The 16,171-nt window shown below is 69.2% G+C and carries 16 protein-coding genes; 11 read left to right on the forward strand and 5 right to left on the reverse strand.

Annotation, left to right across the window (positions count from 1 at the left end; genetic code table 11):
- Nucleotides 1-47: 47 nt before the first annotated feature.
- From ACJ8AT_RS00140 to ACJ8AT_RS00150, 3 genes are all read left to right on the forward strand, one after another.
- Nucleotides 48-1,199: a hypothetical protein gene (locus ACJ8AT_RS00140; protein WP_407735452.1), complete on the forward strand. Its 1,152-nt coding sequence runs from the start codon at nucleotides 48-50 to the stop codon at nucleotides 1,197-1,199.
- Between the two features lie 33 nt (nucleotides 1,200-1,232).
- Nucleotides 1,233-1,526, forward strand: a complete 294-nt coding sequence (locus ACJ8AT_RS00145; protein ID WP_407735453.1) for a YkgJ family cysteine cluster protein — start codon at nucleotides 1,233-1,235, stop codon at nucleotides 1,524-1,526.
- A gap of 75 nt (nucleotides 1,527-1,601) precedes the next feature.
- Nucleotides 1,602-2,585: a hydrolase gene (locus tag ACJ8AT_RS00150; RefSeq protein ID WP_407735454.1), complete on the forward strand. Its 984-nt coding sequence runs from the start codon at nucleotides 1,602-1,604 to the stop codon at nucleotides 2,583-2,585.
- On the opposite strand, the gene ACJ8AT_RS00155 is transcribed toward ACJ8AT_RS00150, so the two are convergent.
- Complete coding sequence (locus tag ACJ8AT_RS00155; protein WP_407735455.1) at nucleotides 2,573-3,181, reverse strand: hypothetical protein; 609 nt, start codon at nucleotides 3,179-3,181, stop codon at nucleotides 2,573-2,575. The genes ACJ8AT_RS00150 and ACJ8AT_RS00155 overlap by 13 nt on opposite strands.
- A gap of 1,132 nt (nucleotides 3,182-4,313) precedes the next feature.
- On the opposite strand from ACJ8AT_RS00155, the gene ACJ8AT_RS00160 reads away from it, so the two are divergent.
- From ACJ8AT_RS00160 to ACJ8AT_RS00170, 3 genes are read left to right on the forward strand one after another with little or no spacing between them, the layout of a single operon-like run.
- Nucleotides 4,314-5,801 carry a hypothetical protein gene (locus ACJ8AT_RS00160; protein ID WP_407735456.1) on the forward strand — a complete coding sequence of 496 codons (1,488 nt, stop codon included), beginning with the start codon at nucleotides 4,314-4,316 and terminating at the stop codon, nucleotides 5,799-5,801.
- 11 nt (nucleotides 5,802-5,812) lie between these two features.
- The gene (locus ACJ8AT_RS00165) at nucleotides 5,813-6,424 is read left to right on the forward strand and encodes a hypothetical protein (RefSeq protein ID WP_407735457.1); all 612 of its coding nucleotides are present in this window, start codon (nucleotides 5,813-5,815) and stop codon (nucleotides 6,422-6,424) included.
- 29 nt (nucleotides 6,425-6,453) lie between these two features.
- Nucleotides 6,454-6,924 carry a hypothetical protein gene (locus ACJ8AT_RS00170; protein WP_407735458.1) on the forward strand — a complete coding sequence of 157 codons (471 nt, stop codon included), beginning with the start codon at nucleotides 6,454-6,456 and terminating at the stop codon, nucleotides 6,922-6,924.
- Nucleotides 6,925-6,957: 33 nt separating this feature from the next.
- On the opposite strand, the gene ACJ8AT_RS00175 is transcribed toward ACJ8AT_RS00170, so the two are convergent.
- Both ACJ8AT_RS00175 and ACJ8AT_RS00180 read right to left on the reverse strand, forming a co-directional pair.
- Nucleotides 6,958-7,704, reverse strand: coding sequence for an anti-sigma factor family protein (locus tag ACJ8AT_RS00175; RefSeq protein WP_407735459.1), 747 nt, complete (start codon nucleotides 7,702-7,704; stop codon nucleotides 6,958-6,960).
- A complete protein-coding gene (locus ACJ8AT_RS00180) occupies nucleotides 7,701-8,360 on the reverse strand; it encodes an RNA polymerase sigma factor (protein WP_407735460.1) in 660 nt (219 codons plus the stop codon). Before ACJ8AT_RS00180 ends, ACJ8AT_RS00175 begins: the two co-directional genes overlap by 4 nt.
- A 128-nt stretch (nucleotides 8,361-8,488) precedes the next feature.
- On the opposite strand from ACJ8AT_RS00180, the gene ACJ8AT_RS00185 reads away from it, so the two are divergent.
- From ACJ8AT_RS00185 to ACJ8AT_RS00195, 3 genes are read left to right on the forward strand one after another with little or no spacing between them, the layout of a single operon-like run.
- The gene (locus ACJ8AT_RS00185; RefSeq protein ID WP_407735461.1) at nucleotides 8,489-9,769 is read left to right on the forward strand and encodes a hypothetical protein; all 1,281 of its coding nucleotides are present in this window, start codon (nucleotides 8,489-8,491) and stop codon (nucleotides 9,767-9,769) included.
- Nucleotides 9,769-10,512, forward strand: coding sequence for a hypothetical protein (locus ACJ8AT_RS00190; protein WP_407735470.1), 744 nt, complete (start codon nucleotides 9,769-9,771; stop codon nucleotides 10,510-10,512). Before ACJ8AT_RS00185 ends, ACJ8AT_RS00190 begins: the two co-directional genes overlap by 1 nt.
- Nucleotides 10,509-11,588, forward strand: a complete 1,080-nt coding sequence (locus ACJ8AT_RS00195; protein WP_407735462.1) for an Ig domain-containing protein — start codon at nucleotides 10,509-10,511, stop codon at nucleotides 11,586-11,588. Before ACJ8AT_RS00190 ends, ACJ8AT_RS00195 begins: the two co-directional genes overlap by 4 nt.
- A 16-nt stretch (nucleotides 11,589-11,604) precedes the next feature.
- Here the strand turns inward: ACJ8AT_RS00195 and ACJ8AT_RS00200 are convergent, their stop codons facing one another.
- Nucleotides 11,605-12,129 (reverse strand): glycine cleavage system protein R, encoded by a 525-nt coding sequence (locus tag ACJ8AT_RS00200; protein ID WP_407735463.1) that lies wholly within the window; start codon nucleotides 12,127-12,129, stop codon nucleotides 11,605-11,607.
- Between the two features lie 246 nt (nucleotides 12,130-12,375).
- Between ACJ8AT_RS00200 and ACJ8AT_RS00205 the strand changes: the two genes are divergently transcribed.
- A complete protein-coding gene (locus ACJ8AT_RS00205) occupies nucleotides 12,376-13,824 on the forward strand; it encodes a serine/threonine protein kinase (protein WP_407735464.1) in 1,449 nt (482 codons plus the stop codon).
- Nucleotides 13,825-13,949: 125 nt separating this feature from the next.
- On the opposite strand, the gene ACJ8AT_RS00210 is transcribed toward ACJ8AT_RS00205, so the two are convergent.
- Nucleotides 13,950-15,161 (reverse strand): hypothetical protein, encoded by a 1,212-nt coding sequence (locus tag ACJ8AT_RS00210; RefSeq protein ID WP_407735465.1) that lies wholly within the window; start codon nucleotides 15,159-15,161, stop codon nucleotides 13,950-13,952.
- 583 nt (nucleotides 15,162-15,744) lie between these two features.
- On the opposite strand from ACJ8AT_RS00210, the gene ACJ8AT_RS00215 reads away from it, so the two are divergent.
- On the forward strand, nucleotides 15,745-15,963 hold the full coding sequence (locus ACJ8AT_RS00215; RefSeq protein ID WP_407735466.1) for a hypothetical protein: 219 nt from the start codon (nucleotides 15,745-15,747) through the stop codon (nucleotides 15,961-15,963).
- The last annotated feature ends 208 nt before the right edge of the window (nucleotides 15,964-16,171 follow it).

The raw sequence follows: 16,171 nt of genomic DNA on the forward strand, positions 1-16,171 counted from the left end.
GGGCTCTCCCCGGCGCCGCGTGGCGTTTGCGGGGTTAGGATGCGGCCATGGCCAAGCGCACCCGGATCATCGAGGGCATGTGGGACTGTTCCTCGTGTGGCACGAAGGGCATCCTCGCCCGGCACAAGAAGTGCCCCCACTGCAACAACCCGCGCGAGCTCACGGGCCAGGAGTCCGAGTTCGACTTCGGCGACACGGATGCGGCCACGGGCAAGTCCCTGCGCGAGGGCGTGACGGACGAGAAGGCGCTGGAGCTGGCCAACGCGGGCGCGGACTGGTTCTGCGCCTATTGCGGCGCCTCCAACCGAGGAGATCAGGAGATCTGCAAGAACTGCCGGGCCGAGCGGGGCACGGATGCCAAGGCCCTCCAGGAGGAGGCGGATCCGGGCCTCCCGCCCGAGCAGCCCGCGCCGGCCGCTCCGAAGAAGCGAGGGGCCCTCTTCAAGGTGGGCATGGTGCTGGGCGGCCTGCTGGTGTTCTGCTGTGGCAGCTCGATCGTCTACGGCATCTGGTCGTCGATGACGCACGAGACCACGGGCCAGGTGGTGAGCACCGACTGGAAGCGCACCGTGTACCAGGAGCGCTTCACGCCCGTCACGCTGGAGGGCTGGGCGGACGAGCTGCACGCCCAGTCCTCGCGAATGCCGGTCAACGGCGCGGGCGAGGTGGCGGGCGTGCAGAACATCCGCGGCTGTGTCCCGCGCCAGCGCACCACGCGCAAGGTGGCTGACGGCACGGAGCGGGTCTGCTCGACGAAGCACCGGAAGACGGCCTGCGGCACGGAGGAGAAGTGCCACACGCGCAACAAGGGCAATGGCTTCAAGGAGGAGGTCTGCGAGGACGTCACCAAGTACTGCGACGAGTCCTACGAGGACTGCCGCAACGAGACGCACTACCGCGACGAGCCCGTCTACGCCCCGAAGTGCACGTACGACAGCTACCAGTGGAAGGAGGTGACGCACCGCGAGGCCTCGGGCGGAGACGGCGAGCCTCCGCGCTGGCCGGACCTGAGCGTGAGCCCCGAGGACCGCCTGCGCCGCGAGGAGAAGTACACCCTCCACATCGCGTATGACGGCGGGAAGAAGAACACCACCTTCGAGCCGAAGACGGAGCAGGAGTACCTCGGCTGGAAGAAGGGCCAGCAGGTGTCCCTCACCGTGAGCAACGGCGGGGAAGTGAAGCAGATCGTCCCGCGTTGAACCGCAACGCCCACGGTTTCTGGAGCCGAGCCCATGGAGTGCACCCGCTGTGGCGCCTGCTGCGTGGCGCCGGACATCGCCGCGCTGGACAAGCCGCTGGGGATGCGCTGCCCGCACCTCACCGTGGACAACCTGTGCTCGGTGTATGACCGCAGGCCGCAGGTCTGCCGCAGCTACGAGCCGGACGAGGTGTGCCGCCTCATCGAGGCCCCCACCCTCGAGGAGCGCGTACAGAAGTACCTGGCCCTCTTCGGGCTGACCGCCGAGGCCGAGGCCACGCGTCAGAAGGGCTGTGCCTCCATGCGCCGGGCCCGCGGCGAACCGTAAGCCCGTGGGCAGGCTCGGACCTGCCGACCTGCCAGGGTCTTGTCTCCCCGCGTCGCGGGCGCTATCGCGGGCGGCGTGCTTTTCCAACCGACCGACTCCTTTGCTCCCGCCACAGGGCTGGGCTCGCCTCACGCGCAGACGATCTTCGCCTCGATCGTGCGCCCCACCCGGGCCCCGACGGTGCGCCGCGAGCGCTTCGAGCTGCCCGACGGTGACTTCGTCGACCTGGACACCTTCGATGGAGCCGCCGGGGCTCCGCATGTGGTGGTGCTCCATGGGCTGGAGGGCTCGTCCCAGGCGGGCTACGTCGTCGCCATCCTCCGTGGAGCCTCCGAGCGGGGCTGGGGCGCCACCGCGATCAACTTCCGCTCGTGCAGCGGCGAGCCCAACCGCCTGGCGCGCTCGTACCACTCGGGCGAGTTCGGGGATTCGCTCACGGTGATGAAGCACCTGCTCTCCCGGCTCACCGGTCCCCTGTACGCGGTGGGCTTCTCGCTGGGCGGCAATGTCCTCTGCCGGCTGCTGGAGGAGACCGGAGCGAACTCGCCCGTTCAGGCCGCTGCGGTGATGAGCGCGCCGTACGATCTCGACTCGTGCTGCTACAGGCTCGATGGCCCCGGGCCCTTCCAGCGCCTGTACCGCGAGCGCTTCCTGCGCTCGCTCAAGCAGAAGGCTCGGGAGAAGCTGCGGCGCTTCCCCAACGCGTTCGACGGAAAGGCCATGGAGGCCGCGCGCTCCATCCGCGCCTTCGATGATGCCGTCACCGCGCCGCTGCATGGCTTCCGGGACGCGGCCCACTACTACCAAGAGGCGTCCGCGGGGCCGAGGCTCCATGCCATCCAGCGGCCCACGCTGCTCTTGAGCGCCAGCGATGATCCGATGCTGGTGGCTCCGGTCATCCCGCCCGAGGCGGCGAACAACCCGAACCTGACCCTCGTCCTGACGGAGCGCGGAGGCCACGTGGGCTTCGTCTCCGGCCGGGTGCACTCGCCGCGCTTCTGGGGCGATGCGCAGATCCTCGCGTTCTTCGACGCCGTGAGGGCCGCTCAGCCGAAGTAGAGGATCAGCCCGAGCTTGGCGGACGGCATCATGTAGTTGAAGCGTCCGCCCCTGGCGCCCGTCTTGCCAAGGCTGTTGATGAACGGCTCTCCGAGATCCTCCACGTCCGGCACCTCGAGCTCGATCCAGCTCAGGCCGCCGCGCACGAAGAAGGTGTAGCGCCCGGGCTCACCGACCTCGAAGCCCGCATGCGTGCTGGCGTAGGTGAAGCCCACGCGCTCCATGGAGAAGAGTGGCGGCTGGGAAAGATCCGCCATCCTGCGCGCCACCGTCCGCGAGTCTCCCGCGAGGGCGTGCCCCACCTCGAGCGACAAGGACGGGGTGTACCAGCCCTGCATCGGCAGCAGCGTGATGCCCGCTCGGGCGCCCAGGCGGATGCCGTTGTGCGTAGCGCCCACCTCCAGCCGAACGGACCTCGACGCCCGGAGTGCCGCCGACAGCCCCGCTCCGTCTGGAATCCCCGCATCGAGCAGCAACCCGAACGGGGCCAACTGCTCGGTCTCGCGCGTCTTGGCATGGAGCTCCGGTGCCTCGGCCCGCGCTGTCAGCCCGCCGAGCACAAGTCCCGCAACCACCAGCGCGCGCCCTGCCCCCATTCCCGTCCTCTCCCCCATCACACGCTAGGGCAGCCGGTCCCGGCGAGTGCCCCCACCCGCCGGGTACCGGCTCTCCTCCCCCTCCACTTCCCACCACTCCCGAGCCGTCCCAACCGGCGTGTGCCTACGAGGTGCTCCGCCGTGCCGTCCCGCCCGTCCTCGCCCTGCCCGCCCTACCCGCCCAACGCGATACCGCTCTCCGACCCGCCCGACCCGCCCAACTCGCCCGACCCGCCGCCCGACCCCACTGCGTACCGCCCTACCCACTCCCCGCCCTACCCGACCCCGTACTGCCCCGTACCGCCGTGCTGCCCCGTACTGCCCCGTACTGCCCCGTACTGCACTGACCCCGCCGTCCTGCCCCGCCCGTACTGCCCCGTACTGCACCGACCCCGCCGTCCTGCCCCACCCTTACTGCCCCGTACTGCACCGACCCCGCCGTCCTGCCCCGCCCTTACTGCCCTGACCCCGACCACCATCCCGCCCGTGCTGCCCCGTACCGACCCGTACTGCCCGACCTCACCGCTCCCGCCACCCTGCCCCACCACCTGCCCCGTCCTGCTCCGCCCGCCCTGCCCGCCCCCGACCACCCGTCCTGCCCACCCAACCCCGTCCCGCCCGACCCCGACCCCTGCACCGCTGACCGCCCCGTCCTGCCCACGCCTTTGTCCTTAGCATCCGGCATGCCGAAGCCTTTTCGGACCCCATTCCCTCGTGATCTCAAGGCTTTGGCTCGTATTGCCCTTCAGTGCAGGGGGGAGGGGGGACCGGGGCACTGAAAAAAGTTCCGTCCTGTTACTGAGGCACTGAAACCCATCCGGAAATTGCCGCCCACTCATGGCCCTTTACGGCACTACCTGAAACTCACGAGCCGGTACCAGCAGGCCCGCTCCTGACCGGTCAGTACCGGTGGGTAGGCTCCTGAACGTTCAGGACCGCCAGGCCCCCGCTCCCGACTGGTCGGTACCGGCACGCCCGCTCCCGACTGGTCGGTACTGGCACGTCCGCTCCCGACTGGTCGGTACCGGCACGCCCACTCCCGCCCGCACGATGGCCCGAAGAACCTGGTGCGTCATCGTTCCGACTTGGAGGCTTTCGTAGCCTGGGCTCCTGCTCACTCGGGAGGTGTTCCATGCGGCTGCGACAACTCGGAGCGGTGCTGTTGATCTACCTGACAGCCTGCGCGGGCACTCCTCGGGCGCTGTATCCGGAGACCGACCCGGCCGAGGCGGAGCTGGCGGCGGTGCGCTACGAATTCCACATGCTCACCGCGGAGAGTGGGCGCTCCGAGCCGGTGGAGGTGGACACGAAGGACTTCCAGCGCGCCATGAGGGTGTTGGCGCGAGAGTTCCGCCCGCCAGCACAGCCTGCGGAGACAGCACGTTGGTTGATGGAGGGCTCACTGCAAGCCGACCTGTTGGCGGAGGCGGAGCGCGGGCGAGTGGTGAGGCTGATGCCACTGGAGGACGGCAGCCCTCTGGAGGCGAGCTCGGCGGCGGAGCTGAAGCGCAAGTACCTGGGCCTGTGCCAGCAGGAGTACGGCGGAGGCGACTGCCTGGGGCTGCTGGAGGATGGTCCCACCCTCACCCGGGAGGACGTGCGCACCCTGGGGCTGGCGCTGGCGTTGAAGGACGTGCTCAAGCAGACGCGCGTGGCGCTCAAAGGCATGGTGTCCCCACAGGCGTTGATCGGGATGATTGTGTGGACGTGCTGCATCTACTTCACGCTCTGGCTGCTGCCCGAGCCCGTGTCCAAGCTGGTGGCGGCAAGTTTGACGCTGGCGCTGCTGGCGTGGCTGCCGGTGCACACGCTGTGGGGGCTGATGGACGGCTGGGGCCGGCTGGTGCACGAGGTGGATCGGGCCACCTCCTTTGAGCAGGTCGAGGAGGCCAGCGCCCGATTCAGCAAGTTGCTGGGAGAAAACACGGCGAATGTGCTGGTGATGGTGGTGACGGCGGTGGTGACGGGGGGCACAGCGAAGTTCACCGAGCAGCTACCGAAGCTGCCGGGCTTCGCGCCAGCGGCGGCCTGGGCCGAGGCGCAGGGCTTGAGTCTCGCGGGGGCTGGAGAGGTAGAGGTGGTGGCCGCCGCCGAGAACGAGACCTTCACCCTCATGGTGCGCCAGACCGGGAGCCAAGCTGCCGCGGCAGCGGAGGAAGCTGCGACGGAGCGTGAGGGTGTCACGGTCATCATCCGCCATCAGGGAGGCAACCGGCAGGTCTTCATCAACGGCCAGCGCTGGCACCTGCCCGCCGACAGGTCCATCCATGAGATTCCGGCCAAGGATCCAGTGGGGGATGCACTTCAGGCAGCGGCCCAGCGGGTAGCGCGGGAATGGAGCCGCACTCAGTTGTCACCGGAGCAGGTGGCGGCCATTGAGAGGGCGGTTGGCCAAGGTAAGTTCCTTGATGCACGGCTCATGGAGCGCAGGTTTCGCGGGCAATGGGTGGAGAAGATGTTGCGGGACCAGTTCAGGCACCTCCGGTGGAGCGGGACGGGTGTCGATGTGTTTGATCCTACAACGGGGCTCCAGTACGAAGTGCTCGCCGGGACGAATTCAAACATGGAATTGCACGGAAGGCGGATGGCGGAGGTGCTCTTCCGTCTGATCACGTTCTGAGGATCGCCTGAATGTGGCTGAACAACGTCATCTATGAAAACCGAGTCATCGAGAAAGAACGGTTGGAACTCAGTGCTCGAGACTCGCTCTACTTTCTTGGGCGCAACCTGACCCTTCGGCGTTGCACCCTCGTCTTGGGCGTGCCCGCCCAAAGGCTTCACGTCAACGACACACGAATCATGGAGTGCACCATCGAGGTCAGGGCGCGCCTGAAGAACTTCCAGTGGTCCTCTGCCCACTTGAAAGGATGCCGGTTCAAGGGGCGCTTCATCGGCAACGATTTCGGTAGTTGGTCCGACAAGCCAACCGAGGCAAGCATCGAGGATTGCGATTTCACTGAGGCGCACTTGCAAGGATGCCGCTTCCTTCAATGCGATGTCCGCACACTCAGTCTCCCTCGCTGGCCATACTTCACGCTGCTTGATGCTGGGCGCAGAGCACTCGAACTCGGGGCTGTTCCGTGGCCGGGAACCGACGGGCCCATTATCGGGAGAGTACTCGCGCAGACTCCACCTGATACTCAAGCCCTCTCGTACTCGGCCCGTGACCTCGCGAAGTTCTGCGGCACCACGCCAGAAGCCCTCAAGGCCCTCATCGAAAAGTTGGACGGCGTGTATTACTGAGCCCGCCCGCTTTATTAGAACACGAGCCCATGCCCAGCCTCCCCCCCTGCGGGCTGTACCGGACCCGGCGCGCTCTCGGCACCAGCATCCCCGAGGGACGCCTCGTCTACTTCCACAACCACGGCGACCCGGGCCCCGGCCTCTACCTGCCGAGCGGCTGGAGCGCCAACCGCGCGCGCTGGCACACCCGCGGCACCACCCTTCCAGATCCATCGTGGGCCGAGCACCTCGAGCCGCTGCTCGCCGAGGGCCTCTACCGCGTCCGCGAGTCCTTCACCTGCTGCGAGAAGCGCTGCCAGACGTTTGATGCGGAGCAGCTGGTGCAGCTCGGTTACAACGGCACGGCCGAGCCCATCCTCTTCATGCCCACCTGGACGGCGACAGGCCTGAGCATCCCCACGCAGGGGACCCTCGTGGACAGAGGCCGGCTGACACGGCTCGTGGCGCTCAAGGTCGCCGAGTCCCAGGAGCCGTCCGCGGACCGCTCGTTCCTGCACTGAGGAAGGCCTCGGCCATGAGCCGGACAGCGGTGCTCACTTCGACGGGGTGAGCACCACCTGCGTGTCGCCCACCATCCGGCCCTGCTCATCGGTGAAGCGGGCGTGCACCTCCAACGGGGCCGAGAGCCAGCCGCCCTGCACCGGCGTGCTGTACGAGAGCGGCACGTCCACGCCCGGCGTCACCGGCGCGGCCTCGCCCTCGCGAGGGAAGAACTGGAGCACCTCCCCCGAGGGAGACTTCGCCGCCACCGACAGCCGCGCGCCCTCCGGAGCCGTGTAGCTGAACTGCACCGACGCGCCCTCGGGGCACGCCAGCTTGCCGCCCGGCAACGCCTCGCCCTGCACCTTCCCTTCAGAAGACACGCAGAAGGCGCGCACACCATAGGCCGTCTCGGCCGAGCCCTTGCGCGCCTGCCACTCGCTGCCGGCCGGCTTCTGCCCGCCGACGCGCGGGAGCACCACGACCATGGCCACCGCGGCCACCGCGACGGCCGGGAGCGCCACCTTCCACCACTCCCAGAAGGAGCGCCGCTCGGGCGCGTCGGCGCGGGCCTTGGCCTGCACCCGAGCCATGAGCTGGGCCTCGAGCAGCGCCTCGCGCTCCTTCGGCAGCACCCGCTTCTCCAGCGAGGACTCCACCCGCGAGAGCCGCTCGTACTGCTCACGGCACTCGGCGCACGTGGCCGCGTGCTCGCGCAGCCGCTGGTGGCCCTCCGCCTTCAGCTCTCCAAGGAACAGCGCCTTCAGCGCGGCCCGGGCCTCATCGTTCTTGCACGTCATGCCTCGCCCCTCCCCTTGAGAAAACCCCAGCCCTTCGCCTGGATGTTCTGCAGATAGCCCCGCGACTGCAGGTACTCGAGCAGCCGCTGCTTGAGCCCCTTCTCGCGCCGCCGGACCTGGATGCGCGTGAGGCCCACCCGCTCGGCCGCGCTCTCCTGCGCCAGGCCCTCGGTGAAGCGCAGCTCGAACAGCTCGCGCTCCTGCGGCGACAGCCCTTGCTTGAAGTCCTGCAGCAGCGCCTCGACCTCCTGGTCCTCGAGCTGCTGCTCCAGGCTCTCCTGGCCGCCCGAGGTGACGCCGGATTCCCAGTCCATCGTGGAGCCCTCGTCCTGCGGCCCCAGCCCCGCCACCACCTCGCGCGAGCGCGACTGCTCGAGCACCACGTTGCGCGCGATGCCCATCAGGAACTGGGCATAGGGCCGCACCCCGTCGTACGCCAGCCGGGTGCGAGGCTCGAAGGCTCGCGCGAACGTCTCCAGCACGGTGTTCTCCACCTCGAGCGCCCCTTGAAGGTGGGCAAACCCCCGCCCACGGAAGGCGAGCGCCCGCAGCGCTCGGGCCAGGGGCTCGGCGTGCGCGCGATACACCTCTCCCAACACCTCCGGTGCGCCGTCCCGGAAGCGCCGCAATCGCTCCTGATCCCACTCCCACGCCATTCCCGCCACATAGCAGCGGCGTTCAGCCGCCGTCACTCTCACTTGTCGAGAGCCGGGCCGGGTGGATCGCCTTGGGGCAAAATGGCACTCTACGAGGCACTTTTTGCGCTTTGAGCACCGTGTCCGCCATGCCCTCGAACCGCGCACCCTCCCGCCTCACGCTCTGGCTCCCCCTGCTGGTGGGGGGGCTCGTCCTGGCCCGGCCCGCCCGGGCGGCAGAGCCCGAGCGCGTCTCCTACGCCCTCATCATCGCCAACAACGCCGGCCTGGACCCAAAGCAGGCGCCGCTGCGCTACGCGGACGATGACGGGGCGCGCTACTACGAGCTGTTCGCGCCCCAGGCCCGGGAGACGGTGCTGCTGAGCGTGCTCGACGCGGAGACGCAGGCGCGCCACCCCGGGCTGGCCGCGCACACCCAGCCCCCCACCCGCGCCGCCGTGAAGGAGTCCCTGGCGCGCCTCTCCGCGCGGATGAAGGAGGACAAGGCGGCCGGGAAGGTGCCGGTGCTCTACTTCATCTTCACCGGCCACGGGCAGCGCGGGGCGGCGGGCGAGGGCTCGGTGAGCCTGCTCGATGGCCCCTTCACCCGGACGGACCTCTATACGCAGGTCCTCAGCCCCAGCCCCGCGAGCTTCATCCACCTCATCGTGGACGCGTGTGACTCGTACTTCTTCGTCAACTCCCGGGGCGCGCTGCCCGTCGGCCCGGCGCAGAAGGTGGCGGTGGCGCAGCTCCTGGCCTCGCGCGAGCTGGACAAGTTCCCCCAGGTGGGCGTGGTGCTGTCCACCTCGAGCGCCCAGGAGAGCCACGAGTGGAGCGCCATCTCCGCGGGCGTCTTCAGCCACCAGGTGCGCTCGGCGCTGGCGGGCGCGGCGGACGTGAACGGGGACGGGCGCGTGGAGTACTCGGAGCTCACCGCCTTCATCGCCGCCGCCAGCCAGGGCGTGGAGGACGTGCGCGGCCGGCTGGACATCTTCGCGCGTCCGCCCGCGCTGGACCGGAGCGCGCCGCTGACGGACCTGAGCCGCCACGCCGCCATGGGCTACCTGCTGGTGCCGGAGGGGCTGGGCGGGCGGATGTGGGTGGAGGACACCCGAGGCGTGCGCGTGGCCGACTTCCACAAGGAGAGCCAGCGCCCGATGGTGTTGGCCCTGCCACCGGACCGCAGCTACTACCTGCGCTCGGAGGGACGGGAGGCCCGGCTGACGGTGCCTCGCGCGGGCGCGGTGGTGGATGGGGGCAGCCTCTCGTGGAGCAGCTCGGCGGTGGCCAGCCGCGGCTCCGTGGAGGAGGCCTTCCGGGACAAGCTCTTCAGCGTGCCGTTCGGCCCCAGCTTCTACAGCGGCTACGTGGCGAGCCAGGGGCAGACGCCCGTCGCCATGGATGACGGGCCTGATCTCTCCCCGTGATGCTCCTGCCTCTGGCGCTGATGCTGAGCCTCGGCGCGACTCCCCAGGCCGCCTGTGAAGGCGAGCGCCTGGTGCTGCTGCCTTTCGACTCGGTGGCCCTGACGCGCCCGGAGGCTCGGAGCACGGAGGAGGCTGTGCGGCGAGCCCTGGCGAGGACTCCGGGCGTGTGCCTGGAGCCGCGCAAGGACACGGTGGAGCGGCTGCGCGCACGCGCCGGAAAGCAGGAGGAGTGCTCGGAGCCCACCTGCCGAGCGTCGCAGGTGAAGGCGTTCGGCGCCCAGTGGCTCGTCCACGGGCGGGCGCTGGGGCTGGGCGGGGAGCGCACCGTGTCGCTGGCGCTGCTGGGAGCGGATGGGCAGGAGACCCGGACCACCTTCCAGGTCCCCACGCTGGACGCGGAAGCGGAGGAGGCCGCGAGGAAGGCCTTCGGCTCCCTCTGGGAGGCGCGGCATCCCCGACGGGAATCGAAGAAGACGCTGCATCCCCTGCCGATGGTGCTCATGGGCACGGGGGTGGCCGCGCTGGCGGTGGGAGCGGGCTTCGGCCTGGCGGCGCACTCCACGGAGAAGCGCTTCTCTCAAGGCACCGGGGGTTGCCAGGGCGAGGGAGAGGACTTCCGCCGCTGCTTCTCGGACGGGCTGCGCCAGGGAGAGCGCCAGAGCCACCTGGCCAATGGGCTGCTGGGAGCAGGCGCCGTGCTGGGAGCCGGAGGAGCCGTCCTCTTCGTCTGGGAGCTGCCATGAGCGCGCGTCTGGCCACCGTGGGCCTGGGCCTGCTGTGCGCGCTGGGGCTGGTTGCCTCCTGCCGCTTCCAGCCGGACCTCTCACGCTTCGAGCCCTGCGCCGAGGATGACACCTGCCCCCTGGGCTACACGTGCCTCGCGGAGGCGCACCGTTGCTTGCCCGATTGCGGCGCTCAAGGCCCCTGCCCTGTGGAGTCCCCTCCCGAGCCCTCCCCTGACGCCGGGCCCGACGAGGACGGCGGCACGGATGCGGGCCTCGACGCGGGCCCGGACGCGGGGCCCCCCCTTACCCTGGTGACGGAGACCCTCGCGCCAGCGGTCGAGGCGCTGCCCTACACGATGGCGCTGGAGGCGGATGGCGGCACTGCGCCCTACGGCTTCCGCGCCACGGAAACCCTTCCCGAGTGGCTCACGCTGGACGGCGGCATCCTCTCGGGAACTCCGCCCACGCCCGGCAGCTTTCGTGTCGCCGTGGAGGTCTCCGACTCGGACACGCCGCCCGCCACCCGGAGCGCCGCGTATGACTTGCGAGTGCGCCCCCAGCTCCGGGTCGCCGGGCCGGGAACGCTGGTGGATGGCTACCCGAACAAGTTCTATTCCGAGCGCCTCTCCGCCACCGGAGGCAAACCGCCCTACAGCTTCAAGCTCCTGGACGGGGGATTCCCTGGAGACCTCACGCTGCTGCAGGACGGGAGCGTGACGGGCACGCCGTCCGCCACGGGGACCTACAGCTTCCGGGTCCAGGTGACGGACTCGGACGACGCGCAGCCCCAGACGGCGGTGCGGCCGCTGGCGCTCGGGGTTGTCAGCTCACCGTTGGGCCTGACGATCTCCAACCAGTCCGTCCCCGACGCGCGAGTGGGAACTCCGTACCAGTACGTCCTGAGGATCTCGTCCAACTCCAACGTCACCTGGACGCTCAAGGCGGGCTCGCTGCCCGACGGGATTGGCTTCCACACGGACACGGCGACGCTCTCGGGCACCCCCAATGCCTCGGGGAGCTGGACCTTCACGGTCAGCGTCACCGACGGCCTGTTGGGCACCGCGGAGAAGTCCTTCACGCTGACGGTCTACTGAGGCCGCGAGCCCTGCCTCAGATGGCGTCGAGATCGATGTCGCAGCCGATCTGCTCGCCCAGAGCCGCCAACGCCTCACGCATCTTGCGAGCGCTCGTGCCCTGCGGAAGGGTGACGACGCCCTCGAGCACGAAGAGCGGAGTCCCCGCGAAGGGCGCGGACTCGATCCGCGTCTCCAGCTCCTCGACATTGACGGAGTGCTGACGGAGGAGCCCGGTCACGCGGGCGGCGATGCCGAGCTGATCATTGCTGTAGACCTTGAGCCGGTAGGGGATGCTGCCGGGGGCGCGGGAGCCGGCGGCGGCCGCATCATACATCTCGAGGCGCAGCCCCAGCCCGGGGCCTTCGTTCTCGAGCTTGCTCCGGAGCGAGGCGAGCGATTCGGCGGGGCCCACGATGAGGGCCAGCAGGGCGAAGTGGCCGCTCAGATTGACCATGCGGCTGTCGGCGAGGCTGGCGCCGACGTCATACACGTGACGGGTGAGCTCGGCGACGAGCCCAGGGCGATCGGGACCAACGGCGGTGATGATGAGCTGAGGCATGGCCGGGACCATACCAACCTGGCCAGGGCGCGAACGCGCATCGAGCGCGGAGGGGCTCCGATCTGTCGGCAGCGGACGTTCCGGGAAGCGAGGGGCCGCGCCAGGGCGAAATCTCGTCCAGGATGACCTTCCCGTTCGGATCGACGACCGCCTTCCAGTCGTAGCGAATCTTGTCCGGGTCGTCCTCGAAGTAGTCTCCGGCGATGGAGATCGACCCGTCGGGTTGCTCCTCACGAGGCCCCACCCATGCAGAGCCCCTCTGTCCCGGAGCTGGACCCCGCCTTGCTTCCTGGCGGCACTGTCGTGGGGCGCTGGCGCGTGGTGGCCTGGGCGGGTCAGGGCTCCCATGGCGCCGTCTACCGCGCCGTCCCCGTGGGCCTGCAGCACGCTCCCGCCGTCGCACTCAAGCTGGCGGTGTCCGCGGACAACCCCCGCTTTGCTCGCGAGGCCGCGCTGCTCTCGCGCCTGCGCCACCCCAGCATCCCCCGCCTCTGGGACTCAGGCACGTGGCAGGGGCCCGGCGGCAAGCTCCATCCCTTCCTCGTCCAGGACTGGGTCGATGGTAAGTCCCTCTACGAGCAGTCCCTCTACCCTCCCTTCTCCCCTCAGGTGGCAGCAGTCCTGGCTCAGCTCGCTCGCGCACTCCAGGAGATCCACGCCCTGGGTGCCGTCCACCGCGACATAAAAGGCGACAACATCCTGGTGCGCTACTCCGACGGGCGCGCCCTGCTCATGGACTTTGGCGCCTGCTACTACCCGGGCGCCGCCACGCTGACTCCGTCCGCCCTGCACCCGGGCACCCCTGCCTACCGGGCTCCGGAGTCCTGGTGCCTGGAGTTCAACCGGGACCGCTCGCTCCAGCACCGCGCCCAGGCCACGGATGACCTGTTCGCCCTGGGCCTCACCGCGTGCCGGCTCGTCACCGGCGAGTACCCCAAGCTGTCAGCGCCTCGCAGGGATGAGCATGGAGACTGGCACGTGGACGCCGTGACGGCTCCGGCGGCGGTGCTGCGAGACAAGCGCATCGAGCCGCGACTGCGCGCCTGCATCCTGCGCCTGCTGTCGGTACGCCCACAGGAGCGCGGCAGCGCGGCACAACTGGCCGAGGCCCTGGAGCCGCTCACACCGCTCCCGCGGGAGGACTCCCCTGCTCCGCGCTCCGTCCGCAGGAGCAGCTCGGCGCGACCGCCGAAGGGAACCGCCGAGGTTGCAGCGGGGCCCAAGCGGAGCACGCCAAGGGGGCGGCTGCTGCTCGCGCTGGCGGCGGCGGCCGTGGCCCTGACCGTGGGAGCGTGGTGGGTGGGGACTTGGCGGACCGTGGACACGCCCTCCGTCGCGCACGCGGAGCTGGCGACAGCGAGACGCTCGAAGATGGGGACGACGGGGCTCGGCGAGGTCGCCACGTCCACCTCCACGCAGGCCCCTGCTTCACTCCACGAGCCCCAAGGCCTGGCGGAGGAGACACCGCCCGAGCCACTTCCGGATCAGCTCCGGCCCGACTCCCAGGGGCGCTGCCCTCATAAGAAGGAGGTGGCCCTCAACGGAGGCTGCTGGGTCGAGATGTCTTTGGACCGAGAGACCTGCGAGGCGCTGAAGCTCGGCGGTTCCATGGGCAGCATGTTCAAGAACAAGTGTTACATGCCGGTCCTACCCCACGGACGCCAACCCAGCTCCAGCCCCACGACTCCCCCGTGAGTCTGCGCGGGGACTGACATGAATCGGCGGCTTCGATTGCCGGGTGCGAGTTGGGCCGCCCCGTTCTGGATGGAGCATGCCGCGCACCGTCTCCTCCTGCCACGGCTTCGCCTTGATGAGCTTGCCTACGGTGGTCGCGGGTAGATCCTCGAGGACTCCTCCGGCCCGCCCGGTGAGACGAGCCCCCAATAGAAGGAGCGCGAGGCGCGAGGCAGGGTGATCCCCGGGTTCAGCGCGTCGAGCAGGAGTTCCTGCCGCTCGGGCTCCCAGGCCACCACGGCGTAGAGTGTGTCCGGGGAGTTGCCGGGGAGACGGGGGGTGCGGAGCACGGGCACGGCGTTGGAGAGCCGGAGATTTTGTGGAACGAACTCGACCGCGCTGTCCAGGTTCAGCGCGCCCTCCTCGACGAGCCGGCCTCCTTTGAACACGTGACGGTGGAGGAGCTGGGAGGTGGGCGACGGGCCGGTCTCCGCCAGCCACAGCACGTCCGGCTCGAAGCCGACCACCTGGCCCGGCAACGTCTGGCAGGCGTCTTGTGTGCGCTCGGTCCCCCGAGCGGTGAGCCGGTACGGGCACGCCTCCTCTGCGAGGGGCGGGATCGCCCCGATCTTCAATCGGGAGACGAACATCAACCGATCCCCATCGCGCAGGAGAATCGCGGGAGGAGCCTGGAAACCGACCTCCGTGCCGTTCCAGGGCGTCGGGGTCACGCTCCGCACCAGGCCCTGGTCACGGGTGTAGCGCACGAGGCCGCCCACTCGCACCACCAGCAGCTCATCCGGAGACGGCAGGAGGAACTCGGCGTGGAGGTCTGGGTCGCTCAAGGAATCGGTCAGCGTGAGCTGGGTGCCCGTGTCCACGAAGCGCCGCACCTCCGTGTCGCTCACCACCCACACCGTGTCTCCGGCGACGGCAGTATGGGTGTTGTAGAAGAACGCCTCCTGGGTGTCCCCCCGAAAGACCTTCGAGTAGCAAACCCAGGCGCCTTGCGTGGTGCGCTCGAGGGAGGGGCAATAGGACGGCAGCCGGGAGAGGGGCGGCTGGTCAGAGCGGTCCCTGGCGGCGTGGAGGTCCGACTGGAAGACGCCGCCCACCGGCGAGAAGAAGGTGGCGAAGTGGTAGTGCCCCGGCTGCTCCAGGGAAAACCCCAAGACGGGGGACGCGTCCGGCCCGCTGAACACCACCTCGCTGGGGAGCTCTCCCCCCTGCGGACCGTAGGCCTCCGACGTGGCGGAGATAGGCTCGACCAGTTCCTCCGGTGGACACGGGGGGCTCGGGGGGCGCAGGAAGGACACGTGAGCCCGCTCACCGGCGAGCAGGAACCCCGCGGTCTCCATGCCAGAAAAAGAGACGACGCATGCCCTTTCGCGTGCGCAGCTCCCAGTCCCGAGCGGGACCGTGCACGGGCTCTCATCCTGGCAGCTCGAGAGCCCGAGCAGGAGTGTCAACAGGGCCAGACCTCGGTGGACCTTCATCATCGAGACTCTACTGCGGAGAGAGGGTGGTCGGTGGAGGAGGTCAGGCCCGTGATGACAGCCCGCCACTGGCCGCCTGTGTTCTGCAGGTTGGAGACGATGCTGGGAGAGATGTCCGCAGCGCTGACGGTGAGGTGGGGAAAATCGATGCAAAGAAATCTGCGGATTTTTCCCACACCCCTCTTGAGGGCCTTTGGCTCGTGACAACCGCGCCTATGGCTACCGGCCCGGCGCGCCGCGCGTGGAGCCCGTCATCGCCATCCAGAGCGGTCACCGCCCGCTCGGCCGCATGCTCATTCCCAGACTTGGTCTCCTTGCGTCTGACTTTAGCAATTCCTACCCTGGCCTGTAATTCGCATCCTTGGGCTGCCCCTGGGAACCCGGGGGACCGCGGGTGCATGACAGGCTACGGCGAACGCGCATGATACCCAGACATCTCTTTCGTGTGGCGGTAACGGTCCTCTCTCTGGCCGCGCTGGGCTGCGGCACACCGGACGCGGAGGGCCGCAACGGCATTGCCTCCGAGAACCCGCTGGCCTCCGACGCGGCGCTGGTGGAGCTCGGCCTGCGCAAGTTCAAGACTCCCTACCCCACGCTGCTCATCGGCAACTGGGTTGGCGGCGTCTTCCGCAACGTGGACGGCTGGGTGCAGGTCCATCCCTGAGGCATCCCCTCATTTTGCGAGCAGGCAGGCAAGCGTTGACTGGGCCGTCTGATGCAATAAGTAGGGTGTAGCGGCCACTACTTGACCGGTGAGGTCATCGGCCATCAACGAGGAGCAGGTTCGTACCTTCCTGGAGGGGTTGTTCGGGGAGGATTTGCACGCCAAGCGAGTGCTGTCGCTGACGCTGGCGACGCTGGGAGTGGTCCAC

The organism is Hyalangium sp., from assembly GCF_045802625.1.
In the GTDB taxonomy this organism is placed as follows: Bacteria; Myxococcota; Myxococcia; order Myxococcales; family Myxococcaceae; genus Hyalangium.

What these genes read in the sequence shown, in the direction of transcription:
- ACJ8AT_RS00140 (WP_407735452.1), top strand. Translation starts at nt 48, where the DNA reads ATGGCCAAGCGCACCCGGATCATCGAGGGCATGTGGGACTGTTCCTCG.
- ACJ8AT_RS00145 (WP_407735453.1), top strand. Translation starts at nt 1,233, where the DNA reads ATGGAGTGCACCCGCTGTGGCGCCTGCTGCGTGGCGCCGGACATCGCC.
- ACJ8AT_RS00155 (WP_407735455.1), bottom strand. Translation starts at nt 3,181, where the DNA reads ATGGGGGCAGGGCGCGCGCTGGTGGTTGCGGGACTTGTGCTCGGCGGG.
- ACJ8AT_RS00160 (WP_407735456.1), top strand. Translation starts at nt 4,314, where the DNA reads ATGCGGCTGCGACAACTCGGAGCGGTGCTGTTGATCTACCTGACAGCC.
- ACJ8AT_RS00165 (WP_407735457.1), top strand. Translation starts at nt 5,813, where the DNA reads ATGTGGCTGAACAACGTCATCTATGAAAACCGAGTCATCGAGAAAGAA.
- ACJ8AT_RS00170 (WP_407735458.1), top strand. Translation starts at nt 6,454, where the DNA reads ATGCCCAGCCTCCCCCCCTGCGGGCTGTACCGGACCCGGCGCGCTCTC.
- ACJ8AT_RS00175 (WP_407735459.1), bottom strand. Translation starts at nt 7,704, where the DNA reads ATGACGTGCAAGAACGATGAGGCCCGGGCCGCGCTGAAGGCGCTGTTC.
- ACJ8AT_RS00180 (WP_407735460.1), bottom strand. Translation starts at nt 8,360, where the DNA reads ATGGCGTGGGAGTGGGATCAGGAGCGATTGCGGCGCTTCCGGGACGGC.
- ACJ8AT_RS00185 (WP_407735461.1), top strand. Translation starts at nt 8,489, where the DNA reads ATGCCCTCGAACCGCGCACCCTCCCGCCTCACGCTCTGGCTCCCCCTG.
- ACJ8AT_RS00190 (WP_407735470.1), top strand. Translation starts at nt 9,769, where the DNA reads ATGCTCCTGCCTCTGGCGCTGATGCTGAGCCTCGGCGCGACTCCCCAG.
- ACJ8AT_RS00195 (WP_407735462.1), top strand. Translation starts at nt 10,509, where the DNA reads ATGAGCGCGCGTCTGGCCACCGTGGGCCTGGGCCTGCTGTGCGCGCTG.
- ACJ8AT_RS00200 (WP_407735463.1), bottom strand. Translation starts at nt 12,129, where the DNA reads ATGCCTCAGCTCATCATCACCGCCGTTGGTCCCGATCGCCCTGGGCTC.
- ACJ8AT_RS00205 (WP_407735464.1), top strand. Translation starts at nt 12,376, where the DNA reads ATGCAGAGCCCCTCTGTCCCGGAGCTGGACCCCGCCTTGCTTCCTGGC.
- ACJ8AT_RS00210 (WP_407735465.1), bottom strand. Translation starts at nt 15,161, where the DNA reads ATGGAGACCGCGGGGTTCCTGCTCGCCGGTGAGCGGGCTCACGTGTCC.